Origin of the sequence: Vibrio sp. MOR3 (assembly GCF_001557775.1) — a bacterium.
Taxonomy (GTDB): Bacteria; Pseudomonadota; Gammaproteobacteria; order Enterobacterales; family Vibrionaceae; genus Vibrio; species Vibrio jasicida.
This window is the reverse complement of sequence record NZ_LNRD01000001.1, coordinates 792,785-810,707: the sequence shown is the minus strand read 5'-3', so window position 1 is coordinate 810,707 and position 17,923 is coordinate 792,785. Positions and strand designations below refer to the sequence as shown.

The following is a 17,923-nucleotide window of genomic DNA, read 5'->3' as shown; positions in this document are numbered from 1 at the left end:
ATATTAAATAGATTTAATGACCAATTGCTCTTACAAACACCGTACTACGCCTCCTTCCAAGCTGACGATGCGGGTTTGATTCCCACAGCACGCTTAGGGGGATTCCTAGTCTCAAACAGGACCGCTGGAGTGACCCCATTGGAAACGCCGAGTGTAGTAATTCAGCCCTTGAGTCTGAATCAGAGCTACCCCCTGAACACCAAATCCTAAGAGTAAAAAAGGCGAACCACTTGGCTCGCCTCTTTTGTTAGTTGGTTTTTGTTAGCTCGCTTTCGATGCCGCGTGCTGTTCTACCATAAACGCAATGACTTCTTCGTTTAAGCAAGATTTGCTGATGTATTGGCGTTGTTTACCAAGATGAAGGATAAAGCCCAAATCAGTTTGTTCGAGTTGGTCGATTTCATTCCAAGCGAGGCTACGATCGATTTTACCGCTTTTGTAGCGTACTCCGTCTGCATTCACTTCAAACACCACTTTACTGCCACGGCTTGAGCTGATGGTTTGACGCCACAGCCACCACGTTCGCTTGCAGTACACGCTGAACGCTTCAATCACACTCAATACGACAAAGAACCAACCCACATAACCGTTAGGTAGCAGTTCAAACTCCAATAAGACCACACCAAAGATAAGAAACAGTATCCCTTTTAGGTACGCCTGTGGGAACTTCGTTGGCTGGCTAGTTTGATCATAACACTCGGCAAAGAAAGGTTTGTCGAGTGTGTATTCTGTAGTGAATTCGAAATCTTTAGACATGTATGGTTACTTCAAGGTTTCTGTAAATGAGTAATCTTGGTTGCACTCTCGCAACGCATGCATTGTAGCGCTTCTCTGGATTTATCTTTAGTCCTTTTGATTCTGTTTTGTAAATCAATAATACCGAAAAACGACGACGGTTCGATATGCCGCCTACTCGGCGTCCCAGTCATCGGCTTTTTGGACAATGAGTTCAACGACACCAGCAAGCTCTTTACCTTTTGGGGTTAACCCATAATTCACGGTAACAGGAATGGTGTCTTGTTGTTTTCGCCACACAAATCCATGCTCAGACAACAGCTTCAAACGCTCTGTAAGCACTTTGCTTGAGACCAGCGCTAATTGTTTGCGAATTTGACCGAATCGCATCTCTTCTTGTTGCCCGAGCAACCATACGATGTGCGCTGTCCACTTTGTCGATATCAAAGTTAAATATTTATCGACACTGCAATAGCCATCTGGCTGTACTCGATGATTTACTTTCGTCGGCATCGTCCTTTCCCAATTCATTCTTTGCTAAGTAAGTGTAATCAAACGCGACCTCGCAGACCAATAGTTACCTAGGCGTAACTAGTTACCTTTAGGAAGCTAATTTTAAATTGTAACCGACTTATCTATTGTGAAAACACAACAAGGCGGAGGCACAACTGCGGCCTAAGCCAATATCAAAAGGATGAAGTTATGCGTTACGTTTTACTGTTTATCTCTTTTCTCTCCCTTGGCTTACACGCTGAGGATCTTTATTCAAAACCACAAACACCCTCAGAGTTACATGCGTTATTTGGGCAGTATTTTGCAAAGAAAGATTTGGATGGATTAGGTACGCTTTTTCACCCAGACGCAGTATTTGTTTTAGATAAAAAAGGTAATCAAGCCAAAGGCAGAGAAGAAATTAAACAGGTATTGAAAGGCTACATGAATGGCGATGTAGACATGCTCACCAAAAGCGTTTCTATTCACATTAATGACGACATTGCCATGGTGCGATCTGATTGGGAAATATTGAACGCTTCGCAAGGTAACAACATTCAAGGAACAGCATTAGAGGTGATGCACTATGTGGATGGTGGTTGGGTCTATGTGATTGACAATCCCAACGGCTATTGACGCCTAGATCAAACAAGGCGAACCATTTGGCTCGCCTTGTTAATGAATAATCGTTGTTATTTCTTCAGGTTTTCTATTTTAGAGGGTCGTTGTCTGGCAACGCACTGTGAATCCAAAGTGCCAGTCTGTGTTTAATGTTTGCGCCATCTAATTTGCTGTCCGGTAGTGGCGTGATCTGTTTAGCATCAACCAAGAACAGGTAAATCGCTTTTACTCTTACTGGTTGTGGTGACTGAGGAAGGTCAAAGCCCTGCATCTTTGCCATCTTTCCGGCAATCTCTAGTGCCTTTTTAACCAGTTTATCTTCATTGTGAAGCTTGGAGCTTTTTGACATTGATAAAATCCTCTTGTTCGCTTGACCTCAGAATACATGAAGTAACGCCAGTGACGTGTTAATAAGCTCGCATATTGATAAGTTTATGCCTTATTACCGAGTAACTGATTGAAAAATGACCTTAATTCGTCATCATCAAGGTTGAGCAGGTAGTCGCCAACATACCATTCAACAATGGATTGATTTGGATGTGCCGTGACTTGCGGGTTACCAAACCAAATGCCCTTTTCCGTGGCAAACGTGTGTTGGAGTTCTTTCAACTCTTCACAGCTAAATGGCAGGATAAGGTGCAACATGTTTGCTTGAGGCTGAGTTGGTCTTACCGCTAAACACGGGAACTCTTCAATGATTTTGTAGAGCTGTTTTGTTCGCTCAAACAGAGCCGGCATTTGTGACAACCTTTCATCAAACTGCATTGCCGCAGACACCACATAAGGTGTTCTGTGATAAAGGTTGCCACCTTGTCGCTTCATCCACATTGAAGCCAGTTCAATGAACGACTTTGAGCCAAGCAACATAGATCCGCCCATGCCGTTGATGCCTTTGTAGAGTGAAACATAGGTCGTATCAAAACCAGCGGCGATCTCACGGTATTCTTTCTGATAGTACGCTGCGGTTTCCCATAGTCTTGCGCCATCCATGTGGAGATGAATGTCATTTTCGGCGCAGTACGCTTTGATTTCTTCCAGTTCTTGCCATGAAGGTAGCTGACCGCCAATTTCGCGCATCGGGAGTTCATAAAGAACGGCTGCGATTTCATCCGTCCACGCAGTGAGATCTTCAAGCTTCCATGTTTGGTAAGGGTTACCTACTGGTAGAATATTAAAGCGATGTTGAAGCTGATAACCTTGTTTTTCATGCACTGGAATATGGCTAGATGCGTGCATGGCGACAATAGGATTACGCTTTTGTCTTGTGACAATTTCAAGCACCGTTGGCTGTGTCATCGTCCCTGTTACAACAAAAAGCCCTGCCTCGTAACCCAACAGATCAGCAACCTTTTGCTCGAACGCTTGAATCGTCTCTCCCTCGCCGTAGACATCGTGATTCACGTTGTTTTCTTCGCACCACTTTGCCATTTTCGCAAAGTGTTCGGCTGGAGAGTCTTCTTTATTACCAGGGAGATGGGTATGACAAAGCTGTTTTAGGTGGGCACTCATTGTTCTGTCCTTTGAATCAAAGTTTCAACAATGTAACTTGTTAATACGGAGGCGTAAACTGCATTTTCGCGATGTCTTTTCTGCGTATGCCTCCGTGCGGAACCTCCGACTGGACATAGATTCAGCTCAAGAATGATTTATGCAGAACAAAGATCATGCTCACCGTAAACACGAAAAGAAACCCAGTTATAAATTGGCGAAAATTCTTTGTCTTGGCCTTTCGCTGACGAAATACGCTACAGAAACTTACTCCGCTTCAGGTTGAATATTTTTATTGGTCAGTTTTGCGATTAACCCACCTATCCTCCTTCGCATATCACTTCTCTCGACAATCATGTCTAAAGCGCCATGCTCCAGAAGGAACTCACTTTGTTGAAAGCCATCCGGTAGCTTTTCTCGTACGGTTTGTTCAATCACACGGCGTCCAGCAAACCCGATCCTTGCTTCTGGCTCACCGATATTGATGTCTCCCAGCATAGCTAAACTTGCAGAGACGCCGCCGAACGTTTGATCGGTCAATACCGAAATATAAGGTAAGCGTGCGTGAGATAGCCGCGCCAATGCTGCGCTGGTTTTTGCCATCTGCATTAACGCCATTAAAGACTCTTGCATACGAGCACCACCACAAGCTGAAAAACAAACTAGTGCACAATTATCTCTTACTGCCGTATCGACGGCATCAACAAAACGAGCACCTACGACTGACCCCATCGACCCCGCCATAAAAGAAAACTCGAATGCACAGGCGACAATGGGTAAACCGAGTAGCTCACCTTTCATCGTGATCAACGCATCTTTCTCTCCGGTATTCTTTTGAGCGAGGACAATACGTTCTTTGTAGCGCTTTTTATCCTTAAAATTGAGCAGATCTTTTGGCTCATATTCACTGCCGATTTCTATCCACTCTCCTTTATCCAAGAAGCTATCCAAACGATGTCGAGCAGACATCCGCATATGATGTTGGCATTTCGGGCAAACTTCTAAGTTCTCCTTGAGGGCAAGCCGATATAATACTTGATCGCAAGACGGACACTTGGTCCATACTCCTTCTGGAATTGACACTTTCCGCGTACTGATGATGCTCTTGTTATCTAATAGCTTTTCTAACCAACTCATAGGGGGAACCTTTATCCAAAAATCACGTTAGCAAGCATTGTATAAACCTATTTTCAGTAATAAAGTGTGATTTATAGGCTTTATAATCCAACAAAATGGGATTAACTAGGATGCTCGATAAAATTGATCCACAATGGCTAAAGAGTTTCCACTGCGTCTATGAGAACAATAGCTTTAAGAGAGCTGCTGAGTTTTTGTCCCTACCCACATCAAATGTCAGTCGGCATATTGCTTTACTGGAAGAACAACTTAATGTGCGATTGTTTGATAGAACAACCCGAAGAATTTGCGCGACAGACGCCGGTGAACACCTTTATTTACGTACACAGCCGCTACTGGACACACTGAATGATGCGCTTCAAGACGTAACTCAACATTCTCGAACGGTCATGGGCCAACTCAACGTTCTGATGCCAGATTCACCAGAGCTAGCAAAGGCAGTCGTCTCTTTTTGTGTTCAACACCCTTCAATTTCATTGAACTGCGAAACAAACTTAAGCCCAAAAGAAAGCTTGTTAGACGGGTTTGACGTGATCTTAGGGTTTCATCGCGGGAAGCTGGAAGACAGTAATTGGATTGCCAAAGAGATTAAACGCTGGTCGAGTGTTATCGTCGCTTCACCTAACCTGTTGAAAGCGTGCCAGAAACCTTACCAAATCACAGATTTGAGGCACGTTCCGTGCGTGAGTAGCTTTACTGCATTAAAAGGAACACCTTGGGTTTTCAAAAGCCCAGAGGGAGAGCTGATAACTCAAAGAGTGAAGTCTTCATTTAAGGTAAACAGCGGACAACTTGCCAAGTCCGCTGCATTGGCTGGGTTGGGCTTTGCGATTCTGCCTGCTGAGTTTTGCCGAGAGGACTTAAATTCAGGCTGCTTGGAAGTGATTGACTTGGAATACACACCGGAAGATTTGGTGTTGTATGCGTTTTATGCGTCGAGGAAGCATTTAGCGAAAAAGATACCAGTATTTATCGAACACCTGCAACGCCAAGCACATGAAGCTTAAAAGGTGAATACAAAAAGTCCGGCATAGTTGCTTCTATGCCGGACTTGTCTTTAGGTATCGTTACATTGAATCGCGAGGTTGAATTATTAACCTGCAGCCAATTGCATCCACCAATACAATTAACCAGAACAAGCCCGAAGTCAGGCTGTATTTCGCCAGTTCAGGGGCGTTAGTCGAGATCCACGGTGCAATCATATCGGCAAAGTAAGTCTAAATTTTCCCAAGAGCCCTCTCATAGAACAGTCAAAAACTGTCATCTTTGGCGGCAGATTGAACAAAAGAAAGACGTAACAAAACAATAGTACGGTGTTTATGGTTTGAACCAAACGCAGACAAAACGCGTAATAAAGGAAGGTTCTAAGTAAAGGATTTATTTATGTTTTCTTTCTTCAAAAACAATTCTGTCAAGAAACTCAAAAAGCGCCACTCAATGCTGCTTGAACAAGCGATGCAAGCGCAAAGACGAGGCGACGTACGTACCTACTCATTGTTGACGGCGGAGGCCGAAGAGCTTTTCGAGCAAATAAAAACCGCTCACAAGCCCCAGAGTTGAGTCCTACGTTAAGCTCGATGATCGATTAAGGTTGGATCAGCAACCAATAAAAGTATGAAGGTGAACGGTTTGGTTCACCTTTCTGTTTTTAAATGGCGAAACGACATTGTCTTTTTGCTAACGGACGACTTCATCAACATAACCAGTGCCTGCTTACGAGCAATATCATGTTCTACCGATGAAAGAAGAAGAAATTTCATTGGATTCGATATGTTCATATATGCTTATGCCTGTGAACTATAATCAATAAGATTTCACGCAATCTATAAATAACAACAAAGGACTGTGTTATGCCACAAACGTTAGATCAGGCTGTTCAGGTTTTAGACCGAGATTTAGAGGAGTTTTTACTTCGCTTCCCACTATCCATTACCAGCGCAGGCCAATCGAAAGGTGCTATGAGGTTTTACCTGTATAGCCATGGCGATACCGCTTTCGGGATAAATCAGGGGGTTAAGATGAAGGAGATGCGTTTCCGCCTTGGCCCAAAATCGTTAGTTAAAAACGCGAAAGCACTTCAATGTATTCATATCCCCGTTTCTCCTTTTGAACAACTTAAACCCGACTCCATTTCTAAAGTCACCCACTATGATGCTGCTGACTACTTGGTAACCACTCAATTGACCGGCTGTACCTTTGCAATCCGTAAAGCAAAAGGAGGCGGGCTTGAGTTTTTGCATGTTCAACCAAAGGGGGACTTTAACGGCATGGAAGTACAACGTGCTGTCCAGAAGGAGTTTCAAGTCTCTTTTGGCAGAGGGTCTGGCACGGACAATTCAACTTATGGTGAAAATACTCGGGTTACGGTTATGGGCGCGCGAACCAACGGCCTATGGGTCGTCTATGCTCAATATCAAGACTCGAGTGGCAGTGTGACAAAAGTAGACTGCATTTATAAAGAACCAAGCTCTGTGGCGTATGTGGATTAACTTCATCGCTGTTTAGGTTCTTCACTCACTGCCACACAAGTAAAGAGTGTGAGTTGACCAAATAGGTTGACTCACCTCCCTATCCCTTCGTTACGACCGCACCTTTTAAACTCTTCTCATGACTTACTGCTGTACTCAAAAAGTTAGCAATATTAGACATCAACAGCCTGCCGCATAAACTTGGCTTCTGCCTTTGAGTAGCACTGCTCACCAACATAGATTTCGCTTTCTAGCAAATACATGCCTCGCTTACTCTTGATGCAATGTGCTTCCACTCGGATAGAACTATTGAGAGGGATAGGTTTGATAAAGCGCACCTCCAACTTAGCCGTCATAGCGCAGATATCTTGTGCGAAAAGGCAGTGTGTCATAGCAGTATCGTGCAGCGCACTGATGGCACCGCCTTGCATTACGCCTTGATAGCCTTGAACCTTTTCTGTCGGCACGATTTTCCCCTGCACGCCACCACTCGGCATTGCCGTAAATTGAATCGTATCGTGCGCGTTGAAAAATGGCTGGCAGCAGACTGCGCAATGTTGGTGGTTTTTAGGGGCGCGAATAGACATAAAGACCTCTGAGTTTGAGATTGTCTGTGGAACAAAACAGAATGAGTAAAGAGAACAAAGAAAAGAAGCGTTAGACTTGACGAGCGACTGACATGGTGAATTCCTTTATCTACTTATGCTGTCACTTTATGCTCTGTAATTAGCATATGCCAATAACAAAAAGTGAGAAATTAGGTTCCATCGAGCTGAATGCCTTGGCGGAAGGATCACTCTGTTATCGAAACTGACTCACCGCTGGTTTCACGTACCAAAGTCGCTTACTATGCCAAGTACCTATAACGCTTTGTGAGCCACTCATGAGCAGTAAAAATAATAAAAATCTCAGCATTCTTCTTAAACTCAACACCTTCGTTTCACCTTATAAATGGCGCGTTGCTGCGGCTTTAGTTGCCCTCATCACAACAGCTAGCCTGACGCTATCCGTCGGTTACGGCGTACGCATTCTTATAGACCAAGGCTTTGCTCAGCAATCACTGCAAGAACTCACCAATGCGATTCAATTTATCGTCGGTGTGACGCTGTGCATCGCAGTGGGGACATTCTTCCGTTTCTATCTGGTTTCTTCTGTGGGCGAACGCGTCAGCGCAGACATTCGTCTTGCGGTGTTTAACCATGTAATTACGCTGCATCCTAGTTATTTTGAGACCAATAGTAGCGGCGATATTATGTCTCGCCTCACCACTGATACGACGCTGCTGCAAAGCATTATTGGATCGTCGTTTTCTATGGCGATGCGCAGCGCGCTTATGTGTATTGGTGCGATCATCATGCTGTTCGCAACAAACTTTAAGCTCACTTTGATTGTGCTGGCTTCTGTTCCATTCGTATTGGTTCCGATTTTGGTTTATGGGAGACGAGTACGAGCCCTATCACGCCAAAGCCAAGACACCATGGCCGACGTTGGCAGCTACGCAGGCGAAGCAATTGAGCACATCAAAACGGTTCAAAGCTTTAGCTCAGAGCAGCATGAACGCGCGGCGTTTGCTGTCGAAGTAGAAAAAGCTTACGAGGTGGGTAGACAGCGAGTAAAACAGCGCGCGATTCTGATTTCTGGCGTTATCGTAATTGTATTTAGCGCCATTGCTGGCATGCTTTGGGTCGGCGGAAGTGATGTGATTCACGGCAAGATGTCTGCCGGCGATCTAGCGGCATTTGTGTTCTACGCCATCATGGTTGCGTCTTCCATGGCAACGATTTCCGAAGTCATGGGGGAACTGCAAAGAGCCGCTGGTGCAACAGAAAGGCTGATTGAGATCCTTCAAGTGGAAAGCGACATCAGCGCACCAAACAATCACCTTCCTATTACCGATGATATGCCAGCGGAAGTGACGTTTGATTCAGTGAACTTCAACTACCCTTCTCGCCCCGACCAACCCGCTATCAAAGGGTTAAACCTGACTGCAGAGAAAGGTAAGGTGTTGGCTTTAGTTGGCCCTTCTGGCGCTGGTAAAACGACCTTATTCGAATTGCTGCAACGCTTCTACGACCCGCAACAAGGCCAAGTATTGTTTGGTGGAGAAGACATTCGACAGTTCGAACCGAATGATCTTCGCCGTCAAATGGCATTGGTTCCACAGCAACCCGCTTTGTTTAGTCACGATGTATTCCACAACATTCGTTACGGCAATCCAGACGCTACTGACGAGCAAGTGATTGAAGCGGCGAAGAAAGCACACGCGCATGAGTTTATTGAGAAGCTACCGGACGGTTACCATAGCTTTTTGGGTGAGCGCGGCGTGAGATTATCTGGCGGTCAAAAACAACGTATCGCGATTGCTCGTGCGATTCTGAAAGATCCAAAAATCCTTTTGCTTGATGAGGCCACCAGCGCACTGGACAGTGAAAGTGAGCACCATGTTCAACAAGCACTTGAAGCATTGATGAAAGACCGCACGACTCTGATCATTGCTCACCGACTTTCAACCATCCAACACGCCGATAAAATTGCGGTGCTAGACGGTGGCGAGTTGATTGACCTTGGCAACCACCAGTCACTGATGCAAAGCTGCGAACTCTATCAGCGCCTTGTCGCGTTGCAGTTTAAGCACCTAGAGTAACCTTCCATAAAGCCCGCTGAAACTAGCGGGCTTTGTTTTAAAACAATTCATCGCAAATATACTCCCCGTTAGTATAAACACTACCCCCCAGTATAAATTCGGTGCTACATTACCGACTAACTTCTCTCTTCTGCCAATTACATTGAGTACAGATGCTATGTCACATACAGCCAAAGATAAGAAAAAGCTAACGGCCCGAGTCAGCAAGATACAAGGTCAGGTTAATGGCCTTAAGAAGATGTTGGATGAAGAGCAAGAGTGCCAGGACGTGTTGCAGCAGATCGCCGCGATTCGAGGCGCGGTAAACGGTCTGATGAAAGAGGTTATCAAAGGCCATTTACATGAGCACCTTGTTCTAGAAGAAAGCAAAGAACAACGAGAAGCAGATATGGACGTGGTGATTAAAGTTATCGACTCATACATTAAATAAAGCCCAGTTTTACTGAGCTTTCATTTGAGACATTCTCTTTTGCAGATCTTTTTTGAGAGCATTGATGGCGTAAGGCTTCATCGATTTCCAAGCCTTACATTCTTCTCGCGTTCTTCCGCACCCAGCGCACCACCCTTTGCTATGGGAAAAATCACATACATCAATACAAGGGCTTTTCTGCTTTTTCATTTATAACCTATCCAGCACTTTGTCGATGCTTGCTTCTAGCGCACGCAGTCGGTTGAACTCTTCAAACAAACGTTGTTCTAGGTTTTTAAAGTTGAGCGGCAGGGTTCGCTGGCAAATGCCATAGCTGTTATCCAGTGTCTTATATCCTTTCCAACCAGCAATACGGCTCCCTTCTAGCTCTTTGAATTGACGTACAAATTCAGCTTGAGATGGACAGTCTTCTTCCGCATGCATACAAATCGGAAAGGCTTTTTGCTTCACTTGAGGCCCTTCGATATACGTTTCGAAATGCACACCACCTTGGTTTTCGTTGAACCAGTTTTGCTTATACAGCTGCAAGTACTCTCCTCGGTTATAAATTTCCCAACCATCTTCAAACCAATTCGCGTTTTGCAGCATTTTTTCTAGGTTACGAAAAACACCCTTTACGTCTTTCATACAGTGACACTTCCCAGTGAGTTATGATTTTAAAAACTATACTCCCCTCCAGTATATAATACTACCCCCTAGTATATGTGGTTATTTGGGTAGGATGCGGGAGAAAGAGTAATGGCGTTATTTATAACTCCAAGGAAAAAAATCCAACATGCAGCTTTAAGCCACTTAAGAATACAAACGAAAAAGGCGAACCAGTTGGCTCGCCTTTCATGCTGTACTTTTTATCCCTAGTAGGACTTAGCCTTCTGGGTTTTCCTTCGCGTTGATTTCCGCGTACGTGTGTAGAAGCTCTGTTAGCGTCTTCACCCATGCGAATACGTCTGTCGGCGTGTTTTGAAGTAGTTTTTCTACTTGCTCACAGTGCACTTCAAGTGTGATTGCTTCTTCTAGACGGAATGAAATTGCGTAGAAGTGCCAAAGCACAAGACGCGTCATACGTTCGCTGTTCTGCTTCGCGTTGTCCGAATCATCAAACGCTTGCTGAATTTCACTTAGTGCGATTGCGGTCATGCGTAACATCGCATCTAGGCGCGCTGACAACATGCGGTCTTCACTGTCTACTTCTTCTTGGTCGAAGGTAAACAGTTCGTTCATCACATCTTCTGGCACCATTTTACTGATCATGCGAGCACTAAACTCTTCCAGTTCATGGCGCGGCATAGTCACAAGACAATCGAATGTGTAATCACGAAGCATAAAATCACTCTACATCAGTTATTAACTTTTAGTTTGCGCATTCTAAGGGCTGTGATTTCAATTACCACTTTTTATTTGTTTAGATGTGCAGATAAAGACTAGTAGCAACGCGTTACTCTGAGGATTTGCTTTTTTGGAAGTACTGAACCACTTTCCAGATCAGGAAGCCTGCGACACCGACAAGCAGCACAGAACGAAGGAGAATAGGCGCATCGTGTTCAAGTTGGGTTGCGTGAGGGACAATACTTGCAAACAACCGACTGGTAAAAAGCAGCCCCATCACCAACATAACAATCTTGTTCATACGCGCTACCTTTTAAATTCAAGCACTGCGTACTAAACGCAGCTATCGAGTTGTTTGCGAAATAAGAGCCTTGGCCCTGAGTGAACGTAAAAGGATGCGCGTCGTAGGTGTGATCGTCAATGGATGAGGCAGTAAGCTAATATTGCAAATGTGAAGATGCGCTCGATGATTCCGCCCAAATAGTCTTAAGAACAGCGTTTAATTGCCAAAGTATTGCTCCTCCCGAGCGTCTAACCACAAGTCATAGTTTTTCATCACTTTGGAGAACTGAGGACTTTGAATATAACCATTCAGCCACGCTTTTAACTTTGAGTTAGGGCTTTGTCTAAACCACTGTTTATCGATGCGGGCGTACTTACGGATGAAAGGCAGAATAGCAATATCGACCAGGCTTTCTCGCTCTGAGAACAAAAAGGAGTGCTGCGTTAAAAGAGACTCAAGCGTGATGAGTTCCCTTTCACACTTTTTACGCAGTTCATCTGCATTATCTTCATGGTAACGCTTCGCACATCCAAAAGCGTTCATCGCGGGTACAAAGTGCGATTCAAACTCTCCAATCACTTCGAGCATCTTGGACAATGCTTCTGGATGTTCGCTTTCCAAAAGATCATTCGGGTCACACTCAGAAAGCGCCCAAACCATAATGTCTAAGCTTTCTTCAAGTATCTGTTTTTGCTGTGGAGTCTCTATTTGAGAACGGTTGGGAATGACTAGTACAGGCACACTGCCTTTCGGTGATACCTCTAGCATTTCTGATGGCTTGTTATCGAGCTTGGTAGAACGAATAAGCGCACGTTGCTGGGCTTTGAGCAACGCAAATCTCGCACGAATCGCGTAGGGGCAATTGTGCAAAGAATAAAGAATGGGTGCCGTACCTTTCGTCATATTTCGTTCCATCAAGCCTTGGCCTTGCTTCTATCTATTACTGTCTCTTCTTACTATTTCACTGTCTAGCTCTTTCAATTCCAGAGTAGCAAGTTCTGCTTTTTCTATTCCATATAGAAATCATGAATCTTCACTTGAAATCAAATTACTTTCAAAAATAGGAAATCAATCTGGAAAAAGTTCACCGCATTTTGTGGTGCGGGCTGTGGTTAAAATTACCGTGAAATCCAGTAATACAAAGCAACGCCATTATGAACAACGAAGCAAAACAACTTTTTCATCACCTCTGTAAGCAATACGATGAGTTATCTAAGGACTTCGAATCTCGCCCTTTCCCTGAGTTTTCAGAAACCATTACTCACCCGTTGGGTTACTGCTTTGTCCGTTGTCCTGTGGGGAGTCAGCGCTTTTCCATTGTGTCGATCAACTTTGATCCTTCGGTACGTGGCCAAGGGGTTTTAACCGCGTTTATCAACTACGTAAGAAACAACCCATATCACTATCAAGGTGTTGAAGTTGCCATCATTGAAAACAAGAACCTAGCGAAAAGACTGCTGTCTCTTGGCTGGGAATACAAATCCTTGTTTAGTAAAATTTTCTTCTCCAAAAAGCCAACATTGATTAAAGACTTTCAGTGCGCTTAATGACGCAGAGTCACCCTCAGTCATTGCCTTTCAGCATATCGATAAATGCTTGTCTTGATTCTTGGGAAGTGTCTCGATGTGTTGTGTAGGCGGCATGGGTGTTTTCATCAGCAGATTGCGAAAGCTCAATGCCCCACAAGGCTTTTATTTGGTTTGGAACCATTGAGTAACGCACGTCTATAATGCGCTTTTCATCGTCCGGATCACGCGCGACAAAGCCATCAGAGAACCAACGAAATCGCTCAATATCTAAGGCCTGCTGCGATGTTGAGCTTAACCAAGGGAAGTCTTTCCCGATGTCCAGTTTGGCAACCGATTCTCCAGTATAGATTTTGGTCGCAGTCCCTACTCTTATGGCGTCTACGTAATACTGGCCCTCGGCTTCGTAGATTACTTTCCAAACCAAACTATTCGCGAACGTAGGTTTGGCCTCTAAGCGCACTGGAGTATGCTGCCTTGCTTGTGCAAACTCCCACCCTGCTTCTTCTGCCCTGTCTCTTTGAATCATGCCGAACGTAAGGTAAGCAAACGCCCAAACTATCGAGATTCGTGCATACCAAGGGTTACGTTTCAGTAAAACAAGCACGACGCCAATTAGAACAGGAAGCGTGAAGACAGGGTCAATAACAGAAACGGTATTCCACGCAAACCGCTCGTTGGTAAACGGCCACAAAAGCTGAGTGCCGTAACTGGTACACGCATCCAATAAACCGTGTGTGGCATAGCCGAGCGCACAATACCACCAGCTTTGTGTGAACGATAAACCAAGCCTTTTAGCAAAAAGCGGATAGAAAACCAAAGCGCAGAGTAAGCTGCCAATAGGAATAAACAGCAACGAGTGGGTGAACTGTCGGTGATATTGCAAAAACAACAGCGGATCATTGGAAGAGCGAATCAATATGTCCAAATCTGGAGCCATACCAGCAAGCATTCCAAGGACACCTGCCGCCACCAAGTGCTGTTTTTTGCTTACTGATAGAGACAATGACGCCCCAACCACCCCTTGCGTTAACGGGTCCACGGCGAAATCTCCCAATCACACTTAAAAACCAGAAATGTTTGCCACATAAAATATCCGTATTTCGATGACTCGAACCCATTGGGTGGAATCACATCAAAGCTATTGAAAATCAAAGCGAATAAAACGAGTGTTAGTTTTAGTGTAGATGGATTGGACAAGTTCGCGAGCCTGCGTAAAACGAGATATGACGAAATCTCCGACTCAGCCTTCTATTGCGGTATAATCTGACGTCTTATGTTTTGAGTATAAGTTTCCACTCCTTCAGCACCACTTCGAGGCACGTCTTGCAGTTAACCAGTTTTAAATACAAAACGCGTAAAGGCCCTGATTATCGCCATGGCGACCAAGTGTCGTTTGTCGACATCAAAGAGACATTTGGCATCGGCGGAATTCGTATTGGTAAATGGGTGAACAAAGAAGAAAAAGACCTCGCGGCAAACTTAATATTCGATTCTCTCGCAGACTTAGCGTACATCCTTGCGCTACCGCCTTCGGCGATTGGACTTCGTGGTAATTTGAGCCTTGCTTTTGGTACTGGCGGCCGCAAAGGAGTCCAAGCACATTACGCACCGAATCAACGTGAATTAGCCTTGGCAAAGAATGCTGGTGCAGGAGCGCTTGCTCATGAGTTTTGGCACGCGTTCGATCATTACATTGCCGAGAAAGCTTTCGACATTGGAGATCGTTCGGGGCCTCAACGCCAAATCTTATTTGCGAGTGATTGTTGGTTGAAAAATGCCGATCATTTTCCGCACCCACTCAACGAGCGATTATTGAAGATATTTGACGCCACATTGCTCACGCCAGACGGCCAAGATAGACACGACTATGTATCTCGAAGTGTAAAAGCAGACCAAGCGATGGGGTCGAGCTACTTTTCGCAACCCACCGAGATGATGGCAAGAGCATTTGAAGCCGTTGTGGAGTCTTGTTCTGGTATAGAAAACGCATACCTAGTTTCTGGCACCACAAAGGCGGACACCCTTCCTCTCTACCCAGATATCGCACACAGAAACGCGATATATGAAGCGCTTCAAGCGTACTTTCGTCCACTGGGTGACGCGTTGAGTCGTTAACTAAGGAATAGCGACTATTCAAAAAAATCTCGCGATTTCAAAGCACAAACTTTTCCCATCAATCTAAAAAAGGTTTATACATAACGTTATGTTATTCATATTGCTGAATGTTTCATGACGCTGAAAGAAATCCTTAAAATCCGTAACGTTCGCTGCTTCCTCATGTTCCGAAGCAGTTACTTTGCGCGCTTCTATTACCCCGTATTCACCCTGCTCTATTTGGATTACGGATTAACGCTGTCTCAATTCGCCATGCTGAATGTTGTTTGGGCAGCGACGATTGTACTTGCGGAAGTCCCTTCCGGCGCTTTTGCTGATACCTTGGGGCGAAAACGACTGGTGGTGCTGTCGTCCATCGTCATGTTCATCGAAATCGCAATGATCGCCTTTGTCCCTACTGGGAATCCCACTTTTGTTTTCGTTGTGTTTTTGATTAACCGAGTGCTGAGTGGCTTAGCGATGGCGTTAGCAAGTGGCGCGGATGAAGCGCTGGCTTACGACACATTGAAAGAGCAAGGCAAGGAAGAGCTGTGGCCTAGAGTGTTGCAGATTCAGCTTCGTATTGCTTCGAGCGTGGGTATTGTGGTCACACTTGTGGGTGCTGCTATGTACGACGTGAACTTTATGGCCAACGTTTATCAGTTCCTTGGACTCGACAAACCAGAAACCACGCAAGACATCATGCGCATCCCTGTTTACGCGACATTGTTTGTTGCGTTGATCGCCATCTACGCCGCATTCAGCATGAGAGAAGAGAAAAAGGTCATACCAAGCAGTGAAAGCAGGTTGGCTTCAACCATGGCCAGCATGAAGCTCACACTCAACACCGCCAAGTGGGTATTGTCTACGCCTTATGTGCTGTTCATTCTGCTCTACTACAGTTTGTTCGAGCCCACTTCACGAATGTTTTTGACCATGAACAGTCAGTACTATCGTGCGATTGATATTCCAATCATCTACTTTGGTTTGATCGGTGCTGGCATTAGTCTCTTGCAGATTATCTTAGCTGGCCAAAGCCGCCGTTTGGCAGAGAGTATGGCACCTAAGACGTTCATTTTAGTCATGGGCATCGCAACGATGGCGACCTACTATTGGATAAGCTTAGGTTGGTCAATATACGGGGTAATTCCTGCGCTGATTCTGATCTTTATTATAATGACGATGAACATTTTCATCAGCTACCACTTAAACAAGAAAACAGAATCTCACAACCGAGCGACAGTATTAAGCTTCAAAGGTTTGATGTTTAACTTAGGTTACGGCTTAATCGGTATGCTCTATGCCTACTACTACAAACTGCTCTCACAAAACTACACCGAAGCACAGATAGAACAACACATCGACTTTATCGCATCGCTGTCTTCGTTCTTCTACTATTTCACGTTCTTGTTCATCGTTATCAGCGTCTATTTCTATATCAAAGATAAAAAACAGGCGATCTTCTAGATCGCCTGTTCCATTGTCTGTTTACTGTTCCACTAACTATCTACTTCTACCACGTTCTGTCTAAGTCTTTTGCATACAGAGATATCGCACGCTGATACTCTTTAATTGCCTCACTGTTCGTGGTTGAAAGCAGCAACTCTAGTAGCAACGACGTGGCTTCTTTATGGCGACCGAGGTTATATAAGCACATCGCGTAAAACGGCTGAACTTCGAGCGAATTTGGGTATTCGTTTATGGTTTGCTCAAAGTAACTCCGTGCTTCTTGGTATTTTCCAAGGCTACGGTAGGTACTCGCTAAACCAAATAAGGCATCAAACCTTTCATCTACAGTAAGTATCCCCGCAACAGACGCCGTATAGTGCTCAATAGCCTCTTGCTCTTTGCCTTCATTGTCGTATGACCAAGCAATATGCAGGTGTGCTTTTGCAGCGTAGTTTTCATCACTTAATAACGGAGTGAGTAACGCTCTAGATTCCTGAAACTTTGATGCTTTACGCAACTCGATTGCCTGCTTGATGATCGATTCCATCACCTTCTCCCTCGGCGTTTATATATCGTGTGTTTATGACATAGATACATTAAATCACATCATCATGCCAGTTCAGGTTTCTTAACATAGTAGCGGTAATAACCGACAAGATTACTGGAGATAAACAAGACTTCCATTAGTACGGCTGTTGGTGAGCCAATAAGGTAGTTGTGAAGCAACCAGAAGGATGTGCCGACAATCATCAGCTGACGCAAGCGACGATCATCCTCTTGAAATGCCGCCACTGTTTGAAAGACAGAACCAAAACAACTCACGATGCTCGTCACACCAGTAAACGTCATCGCCGTTGCAATGACAGACGCTCCGCAGAAGAAGTATTTTAACTTTGAAGATGTAGAGAAGATGCTGGTCAGATAACGCAAAGTAGCGATACCCATTAAAGAAGCCCCTGTCCATTGTTCTAATAATGCAAAGTGACTTGATATTAAAACGCCCGCACAGAATAAGCTGGCAACAATCTTCTTTCTCTCTTTAAATTGAAACGACAACAAATCGAAACAAATAGCAATTGCTACGAGAACCTGTGACAAGAAAAACGCATCCATACTTACACCTACCGTTACAAATTCTTACAACTGGCGCAGCGTATGATCGACTTAAAAATGACACCACTATCTTCGTGCTACAAGATGAATAAATGTGAATGTCGTTCACAAGTA

Annotated in this window: 23 protein-coding genes; 9 read left to right on the top strand and 14 right to left on the bottom strand. The window is 44.6% G+C overall.

Features of this window, described 5'->3' with window-relative positions:
- Positions 1-261 precede the first annotated feature (261 nt).
- Positions 262-756, bottom strand: a complete 495-nt coding sequence (locus tag ATB76_RS03635; RefSeq protein WP_061034650.1) for a YcxB family protein — start codon at positions 754-756, stop codon at positions 262-264.
- A 153-nt stretch (positions 757-909) separates the two neighbouring features.
- A complete protein-coding gene (locus ATB76_RS03630) occupies positions 910-1,248 on the bottom strand; it encodes a helix-turn-helix domain-containing protein (RefSeq protein ID WP_039976801.1) in 339 nt (112 codons plus the stop codon).
- A 189-nt stretch (positions 1,249-1,437) separates the two neighbouring features.
- On the opposite strand from ATB76_RS03630, the gene ATB76_RS03625 reads away from it, so the two are divergent.
- The gene (locus ATB76_RS03625) at positions 1,438-1,863 is read left to right on the top strand and encodes a nuclear transport factor 2 family protein (protein WP_061034649.1); all 426 of its coding nucleotides are present in this window, start codon (positions 1,438-1,440) and stop codon (positions 1,861-1,863) included.
- A 73-nt stretch (positions 1,864-1,936) separates the two neighbouring features.
- On the opposite strand, the gene ATB76_RS03620 is transcribed toward ATB76_RS03625, so the two are convergent.
- From ATB76_RS03620 to accD, 3 genes are all read right to left on the bottom strand, one after another.
- Positions 1,937-2,197 (bottom strand): DUF5062 family protein, encoded by a 261-nt coding sequence (locus ATB76_RS03620; protein WP_038870892.1) that lies wholly within the window; start codon positions 2,195-2,197, stop codon positions 1,937-1,939.
- A gap of 83 nt (positions 2,198-2,280) precedes the next feature.
- Complete coding sequence (locus ATB76_RS03615; protein WP_061034648.1) at positions 2,281-3,357, bottom strand: beta-eliminating lyase-related protein; 1,077 nt, start codon at positions 3,355-3,357, stop codon at positions 2,281-2,283.
- Positions 3,358-3,603: 246 nt separating this feature from the next.
- A complete protein-coding gene (gene accD / locus ATB76_RS03610) occupies positions 3,604-4,473 on the bottom strand; it encodes an acetyl-CoA carboxylase, carboxyltransferase subunit beta (RefSeq protein ID WP_061034647.1) in 870 nt (289 codons plus the stop codon).
- A gap of 110 nt (positions 4,474-4,583) precedes the next feature.
- Here accD and ATB76_RS03605 point away from each other — a divergent pair, with 110 nt between their 5' ends.
- From ATB76_RS03605 to ATB76_RS03600, 3 genes are all read left to right on the top strand, one after another.
- The gene (locus tag ATB76_RS03605; RefSeq protein ID WP_061034646.1) at positions 4,584-5,480 is read left to right on the top strand and encodes a LysR family transcriptional regulator; all 897 of its coding nucleotides are present in this window, start codon (positions 4,584-4,586) and stop codon (positions 5,478-5,480) included.
- 376 nt (positions 5,481-5,856) lie between these two features.
- Positions 5,857-6,033, top strand: coding sequence for a DUF6435 family protein (locus tag ATB76_RS28040; RefSeq protein ID WP_104029933.1), 177 nt, complete (start codon positions 5,857-5,859; stop codon positions 6,031-6,033).
- Positions 6,034-6,323: 290 nt separating this feature from the next.
- Positions 6,324-6,962, top strand: a complete 639-nt coding sequence (locus ATB76_RS03600) for a hypothetical protein (protein WP_042602829.1) — start codon at positions 6,324-6,326, stop codon at positions 6,960-6,962.
- 152 nt (positions 6,963-7,114) lie between these two features.
- On the opposite strand, the gene ATB76_RS03595 is transcribed toward ATB76_RS03600, so the two are convergent.
- Positions 7,115-7,528, bottom strand: coding sequence for a PaaI family thioesterase (locus ATB76_RS03595; RefSeq protein ID WP_061034645.1), 414 nt, complete (start codon positions 7,526-7,528; stop codon positions 7,115-7,117).
- 296 nt (positions 7,529-7,824) lie between these two features.
- On the opposite strand from ATB76_RS03595, the gene ATB76_RS03590 reads away from it, so the two are divergent.
- Positions 7,825-9,585, top strand: coding sequence for an ABC transporter transmembrane domain-containing protein (locus ATB76_RS03590; protein WP_061034644.1), 1,761 nt, complete (start codon positions 7,825-7,827; stop codon positions 9,583-9,585).
- Positions 9,586-9,742: 157 nt separating this feature from the next.
- Positions 9,743-10,015: a Ni(II)/Co(II)-binding transcriptional repressor RcnR gene (rcnR, locus tag ATB76_RS03585; RefSeq protein ID WP_005440696.1), complete on the top strand. Its 273-nt coding sequence runs from the start codon at positions 9,743-9,745 to the stop codon at positions 10,013-10,015.
- 9 nt (positions 10,016-10,024) lie between these two features.
- Here the strand turns inward: rcnR and ATB76_RS03580 are convergent, their stop codons facing one another.
- The 5 genes from ATB76_RS03580 to ATB76_RS03560 all read right to left on the bottom strand — a co-directional run bounded on the left by ATB76_RS03580 (position 10,025) and on the right by ATB76_RS03560 (position 12,527).
- Complete coding sequence (locus ATB76_RS03580; protein WP_033006290.1) at positions 10,025-10,204, bottom strand: DUF1289 domain-containing protein; 180 nt, start codon at positions 10,202-10,204, stop codon at positions 10,025-10,027.
- Positions 10,205-10,642 carry a hypothetical protein gene (locus tag ATB76_RS03575; protein ID WP_005440697.1) on the bottom strand — a complete coding sequence of 146 codons (438 nt, stop codon included), beginning with the start codon at positions 10,640-10,642 and terminating at the stop codon, positions 10,205-10,207.
- Positions 10,643-10,879: 237 nt separating this feature from the next.
- Positions 10,880-11,338 carry a hypothetical protein gene (locus ATB76_RS03570; RefSeq protein WP_061034643.1) on the bottom strand — a complete coding sequence of 153 codons (459 nt, stop codon included), beginning with the start codon at positions 11,336-11,338 and terminating at the stop codon, positions 10,880-10,882.
- A gap of 112 nt (positions 11,339-11,450) precedes the next feature.
- Complete coding sequence (locus ATB76_RS03565; RefSeq protein ID WP_038878013.1) at positions 11,451-11,642, bottom strand: hypothetical protein; 192 nt, start codon at positions 11,640-11,642, stop codon at positions 11,451-11,453.
- A 198-nt stretch (positions 11,643-11,840) separates the two neighbouring features.
- Positions 11,841-12,527 (bottom strand): glutathione S-transferase, encoded by a 687-nt coding sequence (locus ATB76_RS03560; RefSeq protein WP_104029934.1) that lies wholly within the window; start codon positions 12,525-12,527, stop codon positions 11,841-11,843.
- A gap of 251 nt (positions 12,528-12,778) precedes the next feature.
- Between ATB76_RS03560 and ATB76_RS03555 the strand changes: the two genes are divergently transcribed.
- A complete protein-coding gene (locus ATB76_RS03555; RefSeq protein ID WP_061034641.1) occupies positions 12,779-13,171 on the top strand; it encodes a hypothetical protein in 393 nt (130 codons plus the stop codon).
- A 16-nt stretch (positions 13,172-13,187) separates the two neighbouring features.
- Here the strand turns inward: ATB76_RS03555 and ATB76_RS03550 are convergent, their stop codons facing one another.
- The gene (locus ATB76_RS03550) at positions 13,188-14,192 is read right to left on the bottom strand and encodes a metal-dependent hydrolase (protein WP_038871059.1); all 1,005 of its coding nucleotides are present in this window, start codon (positions 14,190-14,192) and stop codon (positions 13,188-13,190) included.
- Between the two features lie 284 nt (positions 14,193-14,476).
- On the opposite strand from ATB76_RS03550, the gene ATB76_RS03545 reads away from it, so the two are divergent.
- Positions 14,477-15,268 carry a CLCA_X family protein gene (locus ATB76_RS03545; RefSeq protein ID WP_009704528.1) on the top strand — a complete coding sequence of 264 codons (792 nt, stop codon included), beginning with the start codon at positions 14,477-14,479 and terminating at the stop codon, positions 15,266-15,268.
- Positions 15,269-15,382: 114 nt separating this feature from the next.
- Positions 15,383-16,714, top strand: coding sequence for an MFS transporter (locus ATB76_RS03540; protein WP_061034640.1), 1,332 nt, complete (start codon positions 15,383-15,385; stop codon positions 16,712-16,714).
- A 46-nt stretch (positions 16,715-16,760) separates the two neighbouring features.
- Here ATB76_RS03540 and ATB76_RS03535 read toward each other — a convergent pair whose 3' ends face one another.
- The gene (locus tag ATB76_RS03535) at positions 16,761-17,243 is read right to left on the bottom strand and encodes a tetratricopeptide repeat protein (protein WP_038878025.1); all 483 of its coding nucleotides are present in this window, start codon (positions 17,241-17,243) and stop codon (positions 16,761-16,763) included.
- A 62-nt stretch (positions 17,244-17,305) separates the two neighbouring features.
- The gene (locus ATB76_RS03530) at positions 17,306-17,809 is read right to left on the bottom strand and encodes a YgjV family protein (protein WP_038878028.1); all 504 of its coding nucleotides are present in this window, start codon (positions 17,807-17,809) and stop codon (positions 17,306-17,308) included.
- Positions 17,810-17,923: the final 114 nt, after the last annotated feature.

What these genes read in the sequence shown, in the direction of transcription:
- ATB76_RS03635 (WP_061034650.1), bottom strand. Translation starts at nt 756, where the DNA reads ATGTCTAAAGATTTCGAATTCACTACAGAATACACACTCGACAAACCT.
- ATB76_RS03630 (WP_039976801.1), bottom strand. Translation starts at nt 1,248, where the DNA reads ATGCCGACGAAAGTAAATCATCGAGTACAGCCAGATGGCTATTGCAGT.
- ATB76_RS03625 (WP_061034649.1), top strand. Translation starts at nt 1,438, where the DNA reads ATGCGTTACGTTTTACTGTTTATCTCTTTTCTCTCCCTTGGCTTACAC.
- ATB76_RS03620 (WP_038870892.1), bottom strand. Translation starts at nt 2,197, where the DNA reads ATGTCAAAAAGCTCCAAGCTTCACAATGAAGATAAACTGGTTAAAAAG.
- ATB76_RS03615 (WP_061034648.1), bottom strand. Translation starts at nt 3,357, where the DNA reads ATGAGTGCCCACCTAAAACAGCTTTGTCATACCCATCTCCCTGGTAAT.
- accD (WP_061034647.1), bottom strand. Translation starts at nt 4,473, where the DNA reads ATGAGTTGGTTAGAAAAGCTATTAGATAACAAGAGCATCATCAGTACG.
- ATB76_RS03605 (WP_061034646.1), top strand. Translation starts at nt 4,584, where the DNA reads ATGCTCGATAAAATTGATCCACAATGGCTAAAGAGTTTCCACTGCGTC.
- ATB76_RS28040 (WP_104029933.1), top strand. Translation starts at nt 5,857, where the DNA reads ATGTTTTCTTTCTTCAAAAACAATTCTGTCAAGAAACTCAAAAAGCGC.
- ATB76_RS03600 (WP_042602829.1), top strand. Translation starts at nt 6,324, where the DNA reads ATGCCACAAACGTTAGATCAGGCTGTTCAGGTTTTAGACCGAGATTTA.
- ATB76_RS03595 (WP_061034645.1), bottom strand. Translation starts at nt 7,528, where the DNA reads ATGTCTATTCGCGCCCCTAAAAACCACCAACATTGCGCAGTCTGCTGC.
- ATB76_RS03590 (WP_061034644.1), top strand. Translation starts at nt 7,825, where the DNA reads ATGAGCAGTAAAAATAATAAAAATCTCAGCATTCTTCTTAAACTCAAC.
- rcnR (WP_005440696.1), top strand. Translation starts at nt 9,743, where the DNA reads ATGTCACATACAGCCAAAGATAAGAAAAAGCTAACGGCCCGAGTCAGC.
- ATB76_RS03580 (WP_033006290.1), bottom strand. Translation starts at nt 10,204, where the DNA reads ATGAAAAAGCAGAAAAGCCCTTGTATTGATGTATGTGATTTTTCCCAT.
- ATB76_RS03575 (WP_005440697.1), bottom strand. Translation starts at nt 10,642, where the DNA reads ATGAAAGACGTAAAGGGTGTTTTTCGTAACCTAGAAAAAATGCTGCAA.
- ATB76_RS03570 (WP_061034643.1), bottom strand. Translation starts at nt 11,338, where the DNA reads ATGCTTCGTGATTACACATTCGATTGTCTTGTGACTATGCCGCGCCAT.
- ATB76_RS03565 (WP_038878013.1), bottom strand. Translation starts at nt 11,642, where the DNA reads ATGAACAAGATTGTTATGTTGGTGATGGGGCTGCTTTTTACCAGTCGG.
- ATB76_RS03560 (WP_104029934.1), bottom strand. Translation starts at nt 12,527, where the DNA reads ATGACGAAAGGTACGGCACCCATTCTTTATTCTTTGCACAATTGCCCC.
- ATB76_RS03555 (WP_061034641.1), top strand. Translation starts at nt 12,779, where the DNA reads ATGAACAACGAAGCAAAACAACTTTTTCATCACCTCTGTAAGCAATAC.
- ATB76_RS03540 (WP_061034640.1), top strand. Translation starts at nt 15,383, where the DNA reads ATGACGCTGAAAGAAATCCTTAAAATCCGTAACGTTCGCTGCTTCCTC.
- ATB76_RS03535 (WP_038878025.1), bottom strand. Translation starts at nt 17,243, where the DNA reads ATGGAATCGATCATCAAGCAGGCAATCGAGTTGCGTAAAGCATCAAAG.
- ATB76_RS03530 (WP_038878028.1), bottom strand. Translation starts at nt 17,809, where the DNA reads ATGGATGCGTTTTTCTTGTCACAGGTTCTCGTAGCAATTGCTATTTGT.